Here is a 12,892-nt window from a genome sequence, read left to right on the forward strand (position 1 = left end):
CGAGGACCGGCGCAATGATGCCCGGCGCGCGTGTTCAGGCCGCGATCGAGGTGCTGGACCGGATACTTGCCGGTGACGCTGCAGAAAAGGCGCTGACCGTCTGGGCACGGGGCAGCCGGTTTGCGGGGTCCAAGGACCGCGCGGCCGTTCGTGATCACGTGTTTGATGCTCTGCGTATGCTTCGGTCCGGGTCCTGGGCCGGTGGCATATACGGGATGCCTGTTGAGTATGATGGGCGGTCGGTACTCGCCGGTGTCCTGTCGCTTCAAGGTGCTGATCTGGGGGTATTGTTTTCGGGGCAGGGCCACGCGCCCGCACCTCTCGATCCGTTGCCGGTGGCACCGGATGCCGCGCCTGATGCGGTCAATCTCGATTGTCCGGACTGGCTTCTGCCTCTGCTGAGGCGCGATCTCGGTGGGGATGCCGACGTTGTCTTGCAGGCGCTTCGGACCCGCGCCCCGGTTTTCCTGCGGGTAAATGCTGCGCGGATATCGACAAGTGATTTGATCGCACGTTTGACATCGGAAGGTGTCGCTGTCGTGCCTGACGACACGGCCCCGACCGCCGTTCGCCTTGACGGAACGCCCCGCGGCCTGACGAATCTACCGTCCTTCCAAGAGGGTCTTTGGGAGTTGCAGGATGCGGGCTCGCAATCCTTGATCGCGCGCTTGCCCTCTACCAAGGGAATGCGCGTCCTGGACCTCTGTGCCGGTGGCGGCGGCAAGGCCTTGGCGCTGGCTGCGCGCGGGGACGTAACGGTTTTGGCGCATGATGCCGATCCGGCCCGGATGAGTGACATTCCTGTACGCGCCGAGCGGGCCGGCGTGAATATCAAACGACTTTCCGCGCCTGAAGATGACGCCCCGTTCGACGCGGTAATCGCAGACGTGCCATGTTCCGGAAGCGGAAGCTGGCGGCGTGCACCAGACGCCAAATGGCGGCTGACGCCGGAGCGGCTGGATGAATTGACGGCTTTGCAACGCGAAATCTTGCGCCGCGCTATCGCAATGGTGCGCCCCGGCGGTTGGGTCGCCTATATGACCTGTTCGATCCTGGCGCGCGAAAATGCGGAACTGGTCGACGCCGTCCTGGCCGATACGGGGGGTCTTGAACTTGGCGATCGGTGGTCCTGTCTGCCGCAAGAGGGGAGGGGCGACGGTTTCCATCTTAGCGTGATCAATCGCCGGGTTTAGCCGTCAACAGTTTTGTGCTTGGGTCGTTAAGGCGATCTTAACGTTTAAAGCTGATAGCGTTAAGGCGATTATAATGCGATCGTCGCCTGCGGGTGGCTCCTCTGCGAAGGTGTGGGCGAAGGCTTTGGGCAACACGACACAAATCTTGCGGCGATTGCGATTGGGCTCTTTCGTATTGCTTTTTGCCTCCGTTCTTACGGCAAGCGCGTCGTTTTGGGTAGCCTCGCCAGATCCGGACCGTCTTTTGCTGACCATCGCTGCCAGTCTTGCGGTTCTTTTCGTTGTTGTTCAGGTAGCGGCCTTTTTCGCAGGTTGGACCGCCGAGCGTCGGGTGCGGGCGGTGATGGATTTTCTCGAAAATGATGGCGCACCGGGGTTCTGCACGTCTGAAGATGGGGTGATAATGTCGCAAAATTGCGCGGCAAGGGACCGGTTTGGCCCCCAGGAGGGGGCGACCATGACCCGCGCGTTGGAGCCGTTGTTCGCCAATCCGGATGCTGTCGTGCATCGAATGCATCTTGCTGCGGCGAAGACCGATGTGGTCGCGCGCGAAGAGGTCGTGACGCGGCGAGGGCACGTGCGAGTCGCCGTGCACAGGATGCCGGTTGGATATGTGTGGTGCCTTGAAGATCTGGTCGATCGACCAAAACGCACGGCAGATGGTATTGGTCTGCCAGTCTTCACGTTCGGGCCGACGGGTACAATTCTTTATATGAACGAAGTTCTGCGGGCGACGGTCGGCAGTCGCGTCAAGCGGCTACGGGACATGTTCGATGTGGTTCCACTCGAAAACGGGGGCTTGAACCGTCTGATCACACGGGACGGAGGTCAGCCCGTCCGTGTCGTCCTGTCGGAACCGGTGGACGGCCGGCAGGAGGTTTTTGTCCTGCCCGCCAACGAAAGAACCGACGATCACGTGGCGTTGGACACACTTCCCGTTGCGCTGCTGCGCCTTGACGCGGAAGGGACTGTGGTTTTCGCAAATCGGCTTGCGCGTGATCTTCTTCCCGCGATTGCGGCAGGTCACGAACGTCGCCTCGCCGCGTTGGTAGAGGGGTTGGGCCGAAGTGTTCGCGAGTGGGTGAGCGAGGCGGCCGCTGGGCGAGGCCTCTACCGCGCAGAGGTGGTTCGCGTGACTGGAGCGGAGGTCGAGACGTACCTCCAGATAACGCTTGGTCGTCCCGTCGGCGATGGTGACAACGAACTGCTTGCGGTAGTCAACGACGCGACCGAACTCAAGACGCTGGAAGCCCAGTTTGTTCAAAGCCAGAAGATGCAGGCGATCGGACAGTTGGCGGGCGGTGTTGCACACGATTTCAATAACTTGCTGACGGCCATATCCGGGCATTGCGACTTGCTGATGCTGCGCCATGGCGAGGGTGATGAGGATTATGCCGACTTGACCCAGATCACCCAGAACGCCAATCGGGCAGCCGCGTTGGTCGGTCAGCTTCTTGCGTTCTCGCGCAAGCAGACCCTCGAGATGCAGCCGATCGATTTGCGCGACACGCTTGGAGATCTCGCGCATCTACTCAACCGACTTGTCGGCGAACGCGTGGTCCTCCGTTTAGAGCATGATCCGGCCCTGATCCCGATCCGCGGGGACCGCCGGCAGCTTGAACAGGTCCTGATGAATCTTGTGGTCAATGCGCGCGATGCCATGCCGGGCGGCGGCGAGATATTGGTCTCTACGGAATGCCGCTATCTTGACCGTCCCATGACCCGCGACCGCGTGTCCGTGCCAAGCGGACAATACGTTGTCGTCGTTGTGACCGATGAGGGGCAGGGCATTTCGCCTGACAACTTGGGCCGTATCTTTGAGCCGTTCTTTACGACGAAGCGACCGGGCGAGGGAACGGGCTTGGGTCTCAGTATGGCATACGGGATCGTCAAGCAGTCGGGCGGCTACATCTTCGCGGACAGCGTTCCAGGCGAAGGGACGCGATTTAGCCTGTTTTTCCCCGCGCTTACAGGGGAAGAATCTCAAGCGTTCAAGCTTCTCTCTGCGCGTACATCCAATGATGCGCAAAGCGCTCTTACGTTGCCGCTTCATAATCGCCATGCCCGTTCTGGCCGGCACGTCAGGCCCGGCGTGCCGATCCCCATCGACCCGACGCAAGCGCCACCCTCTGGCGCACCTCCGATGCATGCATTGGCCGATGAACCTGCGTCGGACACCCGGAATGAGACTGTTGACCAAACTTATCAAACCGCCGCCTCAGGAGAGATAGACAAGAGTCTTTCAGAGATCGCTCCGACGACACAGTTCGAAGGTGTTGAGCCTACCGCAAATGCGCATCAGACATCGCCATCGCGGCATGACGACGATCATAGCCCTTTGACGGAAATGCATGGTGAAATCTTGGGACAGCACAAGGACGATGATAGGGAGGTCCCGGATGCTCATTCGCGGGAAAACCTGACCGACTCGCTGGGGCCGCGTGTGCCAGACCTGAATAAACAGCGTGAGCGAATATTGGGAGCCGGGGACGTATTAACAACGGGGCAGAACAACCTTATGGATGCCGCTGCTGAGATTAAACCGAAGACTCCCTTGCCGGAACGGCCTATCGTATTGCTGGTGGAGGATGAGGCTCCGGTGCGCGCTTTCGCATCACGAGCGCTTCGACTGCGTGGCTATGATGTCCGAGAGGCGGAAAGTGCCGAGGCGGCTCTCGAACAACTCGAGGATATGTCCCTGAATGTCGATCTGTTTGTGACCGACGTGATGATGCCTGGCCTAGATGGCCCCACTTGGGTCCGTGAAGCGATGAAACAGCGACCTGACGTGCGGACGATCTTTATTTCCGGTTACACGCAGGATGCGCTCTCGGAAACGAGTGTCCCGGTCCCGAACTCAGTGTTTTTGCCGAAACCGTTCTCGCTCGCAGATCTTACCCGGACCGTGGAACGGGCGCTGGCTTGATATCAGCGGGACGACACCTTCCGCAGGCTGTCCCAAAGTTCAAAATCTGCTTTGTATTCTACCTTAAACGTCGCAAGTGTCGACGCAGACAATGCGATGCTGCCGCGCGGTGATACGTTCGTCGGCTGCGTTTCGATTGTTCGGCCCAGTCGGTCCCCCAGAAAGCCGAGCAGGCCTTTTTGGTCACCGTAGGCAAACAGATGATCGACGCCTCCTTCCAGAAAGTTGGCCTGTGATCCAACCTTTGCAAAGGGCGGCGGCGAATGGGATAGATATGCTTCAACGAAGGCATCAAAAGTGATCCCCGCGGTCGAATTCGGCTGCCCATTCAGCGCATCGCGGCTTCGGTATCTGTACCAGCTACCCAGCCAATCAACAGGTTCCCGCATGGTGGCCACAAGTTCCAGGGGACGCCTTCCATTCTGTTCAAAGAACCCGGAAAGGTCCCGCCGGAATTTCCGAACGTTGCAATGCTTGAGGCCCGGCGGGTTGAGGACCGCAGCGTCAGCGTCCGGCGCAAGGGCCAGCTCCAGTGCAGTTGTGCCTGTTTTGGGCACGGCCAGGAGCGCCAATCGCGCCTTCCAGAATATCAACATCATTGCCCTGCCTGTTGGTGCCGCGTTACGTCAACGCTTTGCTAACCATTTCGCATCAAGATCGTGCCAAGTCCAAGGGGCTTGCAAATGTTCCAATTTTGTTCCAACCCTTAACAAAGAACAATACATGAACAATAACGCGATTGCCGCTTCTGCGGCAGCATGTAACAAGGTTGAAAATCATGGCAACGGCGAACCTACTCGACATGGCTGATAAACGCAGTGCGGAAAAGCAGAAGGCTCTCGACAGCGCTTTGGCGCAGATCGAACGTCAATTCGGCAAGGGCTCCATCATGAAGCTCGGCGGGCAGAATCAAATGCCCGATATCGAGGCGACCTCGACGGGGTCTTTGGGACTGGATATCGCGCTTGGCATCGGTGGTCTGCCGAAGGGACGTGTGATCGAGATCTACGGCCCGGAATCTTCGGGCAAGACGACGTTGACGCTTCACACGATCGCCGAAGAGCAAAAATCCGGGGGCGTCTGCGCGTTCGTTGACGCGGAGCATGCGCTTGACCCGCAATATGCGAAGAAACTTGGCGTCAACCTTGATGAGCTCCTTATCTCTCAGCCCGATACCGGCGAGCAGGCATTGGAGATCGTTGACACCCTCGTGCGATCAGGTGCGGTAAGCATGGTGGTCGTCGATTCGGTTGCGGCCTTGACGCCGCGTTCCGAATTGGAGGGCGACATGGGCGACAGCTCGGTCGGGGTCCATGCGCGCCTTATGAGCCAAGCCATGCGCAAGCTGACGAGTTCGATCAGTCGCTCGAAGTGCATGGTTATTTTCATCAACCAGATTCGGATGAAGATCGGCGTGATGTTCGGCTCACCTGAGACGACGACGGGTGGCAATGCCTTGAAGTTCTACGCTTCTGTTCGTCTGGACATCCGGCGCATCGGTTCCGTGAAGGATCGTGACGAGATCGTTGGTAACCTCACCAAGGTCAAGATTGTGAAAAACAAGGTGGCCCCCCCGTTCAAGACCGTCGAGTTTGATATCGTCTACGGCGAAGGCATCTCGAAGACGGGTGAGTTGCTCGATCTCGGGGTTAAGGCTGGTGTCGTGGATAAATCCGGGGCCTGGTACAGCTATGGCGACGAGCGCATTGGGCAGGGCCGGGAGAATTCAAAGCAATTTCTCAAGGACAACCCAAGCGTCGCCAATTCAATCGAAGACAAGATCCGGGCCGCACATGGGTTGGATTTCGAAATGACCGACGATGACAAGGGCGACGTACTCGAGGAATGACCTTCTAGTCAGGCGACCGAGACGCTGGAGCTTAAGTGTATTTAAGATCAAAGAGGGGCTGTCCTGCGGATGGCCCCCTTTGCGCGAGTGGGTGCGCCGAGATTGGCTTGTCGCCACCGACCGGCATCGGTAGGACGTGATCAGCCCCGTGAGGAGTATAAAGATGGCCAGTCTGAACGATATTCGAAGCACTTTTCTGGACTATTTTGGACAGAACGGACATGCGATCGTCGAAAGCTCGCCTTTGGTGCCGCGCAACGATCCGACGCTGATGTTCGTCAATTCGGGCATGGTGCAGTTCAAGAACGTCTTTACCGGTGTCGAGACCCGCGACTACGTGCGTGCCACGAGCAGCCAGAAGTGTGTTCGTGCGGGCGGTAAGCACAATGATCTCGATAATGTCGGTTATACCGCACGCCACCATACCTTCTTCGAAATGCTGGGAAATTTCAGCTTCGGTGACTATTTCAAGGAGGACGCGATCCCCTTGGCGTGGGAGCTGTTGACCAAGCACTTCGGGATCGACCCGAAGCGACTGCTCGTGACGGTATATCACACCGATAATGAGGCGGCGGCGATCTGGAAGAAGGTGGCGGGCCTGCCGGACGAGAGAATTATCCGCATTGCGACCGACGACAACTTCTGGCGGATGGGCCCGACCGGCCCTTGCGGCCCTTGCACCGAAATCTTCTATGATCACGGCGATCATATCCCCGGCGGTCCTCCGGGAAGCCCCGATGAGGATGGGGACCGGTTCATCGAAATCTGGAATATCGTCTTCATGCAGAACGAGCAGTTCGAGGATGGCACGATGCGGCCCCTCGATCAGCAGTCGATCGACACTGGTATGGGGTTGGAGCGGATTGGTGCGCTGCTTCAGGGAAAGCATGACAATTACGACACCGATTTGATGCGCAGCTTGATCGAGGCATCGGCCAACGCGACTTCTACGGACCCGGATGGGGCGAACAATGTGCATCACCGCGTGATCGCGGACCACCTGCGCTCGACGTCGTTTCTTATCGCGGATGGCGTGATGCCGTCGAACGAAGGGCGCGGCTATGTGCTGCGTCGGATCATGCGGCGCGCTATGCGCCATGCCCATCAGGCTGGCGCGAAGGATCCGCTGATGCACCGTCTGGTCCCCGCGCTTCTTGGGCAGATGGGGCAGCATTACCCCGAACTTGGTCGAGCGCAGTCCATGATCGAGGAGACGTTGCGCGGTGAGGAGGAGCGATTCCGAATGACGCTGGACCGCGGTCTTCGGCTTTTGGAAGACGAAACGGCGACGCTGCCGCAGGGGGGCATCCTGGGCGGAAGTGCGGCGTTCAAACTCTATGATACCTACGGGTTCCCTCTCGACCTGACGCAGGACGCGCTGCGCGAAAAGGGGCTCGCAGTCGATATCGAAGGATTCGACGCGGCCATGTCGGAACAGAAAGCTCGCGCGCGCGCCGCTTGGTCCGGTTCAGGCGAACAGGCAGACGCAGCGATCTGGTTCGATCTTGCCGAAGCCCATGGACCGACCGAATTCCTAGGTTACGACACGGAGAAGGCCGAAGGTCAGGTTCTGGCCCTCGTCTCGGACGGGGCCGAGGTTGATGTGGCCAAGGCGGGCGATACCATTGCCGTCGTCGTGAACCAGACACCATTTTACGCGGAATCGGGCGGACAGGTCGGCGATACGGGCACTATCATAACCGAGGCCGGTCGCGCGATCGTCACGGACACGCGCAAATCCGCAGGCGTTTTCATGCATATCGCCAAAGTCCAGGACGGCGAAATCGCCGCCGGTCAGGCTGCCGCGCTTTGCGTGGACACGGATCGCCGTGGTGCAATCCGGGCGAACCATTCCGCTACCCACCTTCTGCATGAGGCGTTGCGCGGGGCTTTGGGCGATCATGTCGCGCAGCGTGGATCGCTGAACGCTGCTGACCGGCTTCGGTTTGATTTCAGCCACGGCCACGCGGTCACGCCGGATCAGCTGGCGCAAGTTGAGGCGGAGGTAAACGCTTACATCCGGCAGAATTCGCCGGTCTCTACCCGGATAATGGAGCCTGATGCTGCGCGCGAGTTGGGGGCACAGGCCCTGTTTGGCGAGAAGTACGGCGATGAGGTACGCGTCGTATCGATGGGATTTGACGAAGGGTCGGGGAAGGGATCGGATAGAAAAACCTACTCAATCGAACTTTGTGGCGGCACACATGTCCGCAACACCGGCGAAATCGGGGCGTTTGTGATATTGGGCGACCAAGCTAGCAGCGCAGGTGTGCGCCGGATCGAGGCGCTGACGGGGCAGGCTGCGCTGGATCATTTACAGGCGCAGGACCGGCGGGTCATGGAATTAGCCAGCCTGTTCAAGGCGCAACCCCACGAAGTGCCCGACCGGGTCAAGGGCTTGATGGACGATCGCAGGAAGATGCAGGCCGAGATCGCCCAGCTGCGTCGCGAACTTGCCATTGGGGCAGGGTCAAAGCCTGAGGAAATTAATGGCTTAAGCGCCGTTCTTCAGGTTGTTTCCGGCGTCTCGGGCAAGGATCTGGGGCCAATGATCGACGAACAGAAGGCTGCCATCGGTTCGGGCGTGATTGTTCTCATCGCTGATACGGGTACAAAGCCGGCAGTCGCAGCAGGCGTGACGAAGGATCTGACCGACAGGGTGTCTGCGGTCGATCTTGTGAAGGCAGCGGTCGAGGCTCTGGGCGGGCGGGGGGGCGGCGGTCGTCCCGAAATGGCGCAAGGGGGCGGGGCTGATATCGGTCAGGCCGACGCAGCGTTCGATGCCGTGAAAGCCGTCTTGACAGGCGCATGATCGCGCGGCCCGATCCGGTTATATTCGCCGGATCGGAGAAGCCGCCGTTCAGTGGCCCGTCGAGTTCGAAAAAACCTGCATAACGACGATCCCGGTGACGATCAGCGCCATGCCGAGGATTGCGGGTAAGTCCAGCTTCTGACCGAAGGCGATCCATCCGATCGTCGCGATCAAAACGATGCCGAGGCCGGACCAAATTGCATAGGTTACGCCAACTGGCAGCGTTTTCAGCACCATCGAGAGCAGGAACAGCGCACTGAAGAAGCACGCAAGCGTCAGGAGCGACGGCCAGAGGCGAGTAAACCCCTCGGATGTCTTGAGTGCGGTTGTGCCGATCGTTTCGAACGCGATGGCAAGGATCAGGTAAAGCCAGTGCATCACCGCCCCACGTAACGGTCTCGACGGTGGTTCGTCGAGATGATGAGATTGACGGCAACGGCACCCAAAAGCGACGCCAAGATAAGCCAGGGGTCCAGAACGATAGCCGCGATCGCGAAGAGGACCGCGTCGAAGCCAAGCTGAATCCAACCTGCCTGAATTCCAAATCGCTCCTGTATCCAGAGGGCCAGGATACCGATTCCGCCGAGCGATGCGCCGTGGCGAAAGATTACGATCAGACCCATGCCGATTACCGCACCCGACAATGCGGACGCGGCCCATGGGTTCAGCACGTCGAAGCCTACGAAGTCGGGCATCAGGCGTGAGACGACGGAAAGCATCGTCACCGCGACTACGGTCTTCAAAACGAAACGAGGCCCGAGACGGAGCCACCCGAAGACATAGAACGGCAGGTTCAGCAGGAAGAACCAGGTCCCGAAAGACCATTCGCTCGCGTATGACAGCAGGACTGCGGCACCCGCCGTCTGTCCCGTCACCAACCCTGCGGCCGTCAGGAACTGTATGCCCAAGGCACAGAGGAGCGTGCCCAGGACGAAGGCCTGCGCGTCCTCCAGCAGTGTGTGCTGCAATGGCGAGGGCCGATGTGGCTCACGGGAGTCGGGTGGCGGATAAGAGCGTACCATGGCGCAGGGGTATTTCGCGCGCTTCCGACTGTCCACCCGAACGCGAAGGGGGCGCAGTCGATACCGCGCCCCCTTCATCTTGCCAAAAATATCCCCGGGGTGTCGGGGCTGGCCCCCACTGCGCCCGCTGTCAGCCTTTCAGCGCGGCATCCAGATTGGAGGCGACCTTCTCCAGGAAGCCCATGGTGGTCAGCCACTTCTGATCGGGACCGACCAGCAGGGCCAGGTCCTTGGTCATGTCGCCGGATTCCACGGTGTCAACAACCACCTTTTCCAGTGTCTCGGCAAAGTTCCTGAGCGGCGCATTGTCGTCCAGCTTGGCACGGTGCTTGATGCCGCCCGTCCAGGCAAAGATCGACGCGATCGAATTGGTCGACGTCTCCTTGCCGGCCTGGTGCTGGCGATAGTGGCGGGTCACGGTACCGTGGGCGGCTTCGGCTTCGACGATCTTGCCGTCCGGTGTCATCAATTGCGATGTCATCAGGCCCAGCGAACCGAACCCTTGCGCGACAGTATCGGATTGGACGTCACCGTCGTAGTTCTTGCAGGCCCAGACGTAGCCGCCCGACCACTTCATCGCCGCGGCGACCATGTCGTCGATCAGGCGGTGTTCGTAGGTGATGCCAGCTTCCTTGAATTTGTCGGCAAACTCCTCGTCAAAGACCTTCTGGAACAGGATCATGAACTGGCCGTCGTAGTTCTTGAGGATCGTGTTCTTGGTTGACAGGTACACGGGGTAATTGCGTTTCAGGCCGTAGTTCAGCGAGGCCCGCGCAAAGTCCATGATCGACTCGTCGAGGTTGTACATGCCCATGTAGACGCCCGAGGAGGGAGCCTTGAACACTTCCTCTTCCATCACGGTGCCGTCGTCACCGACGAACTTCATCGACAGTGTGCCCGGTCCCGGGAACTTCATGTCTGTTGCGCGATACTGGTCCCCATAGGCGTGGCGGCCGATGACGATTGGTTGGGTCCAGCCGGGAACCAGACGGGGCACGTTGGAGCAGATGATCGGCTCGCGGAAGACGACGCCGCCCAGGATGTTGCGGATCGTGCCGTTGGGGCTGCGCCACATCTTCTTGAGGCCGAACTCCTCGACCCGGCCTTCATCTGGAGTGATCGTGGCGCATTTCACGCCGACGCCGATTTCCTTGATCTTCTCGGCGGCGTCGATCGTGATCTGGTCATCAGTGCGATCCCGCTCCTCGATACCCAGATCGTAGTAGAGCAGATCGACGTCCAGGTAGGGCAAGACCAGCTTGTCCTTGATGAACTGCCAGATGATGCGGGTCATCTCGTCGCCGTCGAGCTCGACGATGGGATTGTCGACTTTGATCTTGGTCATGGGGATCTCCGGTGGTCACTCAGGTTTGTCCGCGTCCTAGCAGGGTCCGCGCGCGTGCGCTAGATCGTATGCCATTGCATACCGCGTGAATTGACGGGAAGTGCGGAGTGAGGTCGGAAAATAGGTCGGCCCGGCGGTAATGCGCCGGGCCGTGCCGCCCCTTCGGTGTAAAACCGATTTCGGGGCGGCATCCTCCTGATCCAAACGAACGTCTCTGGCTGGTTTCGGGGTCAGACCCCGGTACTGATGAACTGGACGATATCTCGCGTCCATTACTTGTTAATTTCAGGGCCCGTCCGAAGGATCAGGAACTTCTGTCTAGATGTGGAAGGGGCCGAAAGAATGCCAACGCTTCGTTAAGATGGGACGACACTCGGTTTCGACTGACCACTGATCTGGAATTATTGGGCGGTAATCACGGTCATTACCAATTTCTCGTCAACACGGATGGGACCGTCTTCCGTGGCACCCAGGGTGTATTCAAAGACGCCTGTCGTCATTCCGCCGGTTTCGCCATGCACCATCAGCATCAGCATTTCGCCGGGGGCGACCTCTTCCTGCAAGATGGCCGCGACATCCGCGGTTTCGCCGGTGCGGATGGGCGCATAGGCGACGACGGGGCCGGGCTTCATTTCGGCATCCGTGCGGTGCACGACCAGCCAGCCGTTTTGGGACGCGGTCATGGATTCGGCGGACACGACACCGTTGGCGACCGACTGATCCGAGGCGGTGACAGAGGGGGTCATTGCATGGCCGGCTGCCATCGCGGAGCCTGCAAATGCGGTCAGGGCGGCGGCGGTGAAGATCGTCTTCATGGTGTCTCTCCGATGTTGGTTATCGTCTTGCGATGACAACAACCACGCGGGCCGCAGAGGAGAGTTTCAGGTATTTCGGAAAAAAGTTCTCAGCGAGCGAAAAAAGCCGCGATCCGGGGGCTCAGCCAGCCCCAGAGGGTAGGGGCTCCGCGTTCGATTTGCAGGCCGATACGGGCGCGGACCTGATGTTCCTCGACGCTGTAATCGGTCCAGCTTCCGCCGCCGTTTGCCAGGTTCAGCGTGGGCGGCTGAAATCGGTCGAGCGACTTGGCGAAAACGGCGTCGGGTGTCTCGGCGGCCTCGAACTCGTCCCAAAGTTCGCGAAAATCACGCGCCTGTGCTTCGGGCAGCAATCCGAAGATGCGATCGGCGGCGGCCTGTTCATCTGCATCCTGTGTGGCTGACCCGGTGCCGAAAATCGGGGTGTCGCCCGCGTCGATCTCGACCAGGTCATGCAGGATAAGCATGCGGACCACGCGCTCGATGCGCACGCCGGACGGGGCATGATCGGCCAGCGTGAGCGCATAAAGCGTCAGGTGCCATGAATGCTCGGCCGAATTCTCGTGCCGCGAACCATCCGCGAGGCGGGTTGCGCGCATCACCGACTTGAGACGGTCAGCTTCTTTCAGGAATGACATCTGGCGGTCGAGATTGGCATCGCCGCTCATGTCAGGCGACGCCGTCCGGTGGCCCATCCGTTTTCTGATATGTCTCGATCCGCGCCTTCAGTTGCCGGTCCGCACGAATTGCGGCCCGCTGCACGCGTACGGAGGTGATGAACGCCTCCTGCAGGGTTTGCGAACTGTCGCCGAGGGATTGCGACATGATCTTGATGATATCCTCGTCTCCCGTCTTTTCGACGTGAGCGATGACCTTGGCGGCCAGCTTGTTTGCAAGATCGTCAGCGAGGGACATTGAACGATACCCGGG

Annotated in this window: 11 protein-coding genes; 4 read left to right on the forward strand and 7 right to left on the reverse strand. The window is 59.7% G+C overall.

Annotated elements, in window-relative coordinates; genetic code table 11:
• Positions 1-14 precede the first annotated feature (14 nt).
• Both BLV27_RS06330 and BLV27_RS19670 read left to right on the forward strand, forming a co-directional pair.
• Entirely contained in the window at positions 15-1,193 is a 1,179-nt protein-coding gene (locus BLV27_RS06330) for an RsmB/NOP family class I SAM-dependent RNA methyltransferase (protein WP_092644034.1), read from the forward strand.
• Positions 1,194-1,959: 766 nt separating this feature from the next.
• Positions 1,960-4,119, forward strand: a complete 2,160-nt coding sequence (locus tag BLV27_RS19670; RefSeq protein WP_425283648.1) for an ATP-binding response regulator — start codon at positions 1,960-1,962, stop codon at positions 4,117-4,119.
• 2 nt (positions 4,120-4,121) lie between these two features.
• On the opposite strand, the gene BLV27_RS06340 is transcribed toward BLV27_RS19670, so the two are convergent.
• Complete coding sequence (locus BLV27_RS06340) at positions 4,122-4,691, reverse strand: gamma-glutamyl kinase (RefSeq protein WP_244504567.1); 570 nt, start codon at positions 4,689-4,691, stop codon at positions 4,122-4,124.
• Between the two features lie 206 nt (positions 4,692-4,897).
• On the opposite strand from BLV27_RS06340, the gene recA reads away from it, so the two are divergent.
• Positions 4,898-5,968, forward strand: a complete 1,071-nt coding sequence (gene recA, locus BLV27_RS06345; protein WP_092644036.1) for a recombinase RecA — start codon at positions 4,898-4,900, stop codon at positions 5,966-5,968.
• 163 nt (positions 5,969-6,131) lie between these two features.
• Complete coding sequence (alaS, locus tag BLV27_RS06350; protein ID WP_092644038.1) at positions 6,132-8,780, forward strand: alanine--tRNA ligase; 2,649 nt, start codon at positions 6,132-6,134, stop codon at positions 8,778-8,780.
• Positions 8,781-8,828: 48 nt separating this feature from the next.
• Here the strand turns inward: alaS and BLV27_RS06355 are convergent, their stop codons facing one another.
• The 6 genes from BLV27_RS06355 to BLV27_RS06380 all read right to left on the reverse strand — a co-directional run bounded on the left by BLV27_RS06355 (position 8,829) and on the right by BLV27_RS06380 (position 12,877).
• Positions 8,829-9,161 carry a DMT family transporter gene (locus BLV27_RS06355; RefSeq protein WP_170831373.1) on the reverse strand — a complete coding sequence of 111 codons (333 nt, stop codon included), beginning with the start codon at positions 9,159-9,161 and terminating at the stop codon, positions 8,829-8,831.
• Positions 9,158-9,802: a YitT family protein gene (locus BLV27_RS06360; RefSeq protein WP_092644042.1), complete on the reverse strand. Its 645-nt coding sequence runs from the start codon at positions 9,800-9,802 to the stop codon at positions 9,158-9,160. The genes BLV27_RS06355 and BLV27_RS06360 overlap by 4 nt, the downstream gene beginning before the upstream one ends.
• A gap of 130 nt (positions 9,803-9,932) precedes the next feature.
• Positions 9,933-11,147, reverse strand: coding sequence for an NADP-dependent isocitrate dehydrogenase (locus BLV27_RS06365; RefSeq protein ID WP_092644045.1), 1,215 nt, complete (start codon positions 11,145-11,147; stop codon positions 9,933-9,935).
• Positions 11,148-11,548: 401 nt separating this feature from the next.
• Positions 11,549-11,962: a DUF7282 domain-containing protein gene (locus BLV27_RS06370; protein WP_092644047.1), complete on the reverse strand. Its 414-nt coding sequence runs from the start codon at positions 11,960-11,962 to the stop codon at positions 11,549-11,551.
• Positions 11,963-12,051: 89 nt separating this feature from the next.
• Positions 12,052-12,600 (reverse strand): HD domain-containing protein, encoded by a 549-nt coding sequence (locus BLV27_RS06375; protein WP_244504568.1) that lies wholly within the window; start codon positions 12,598-12,600, stop codon positions 12,052-12,054.
• 31 nt (positions 12,601-12,631) lie between these two features.
• Positions 12,632-12,877, reverse strand: coding sequence for a hypothetical protein (locus tag BLV27_RS06380; RefSeq protein ID WP_092644051.1), 246 nt, complete (start codon positions 12,875-12,877; stop codon positions 12,632-12,634).
• Positions 12,878-12,892: the final 15 nt, after the last annotated feature.

It is taken from the genome of Jannaschia faecimaris (assembly GCF_900107415.1).
GTDB lineage: Bacteria > Pseudomonadota > Alphaproteobacteria > Rhodobacterales > Rhodobacteraceae > Jannaschia > Jannaschia faecimaris.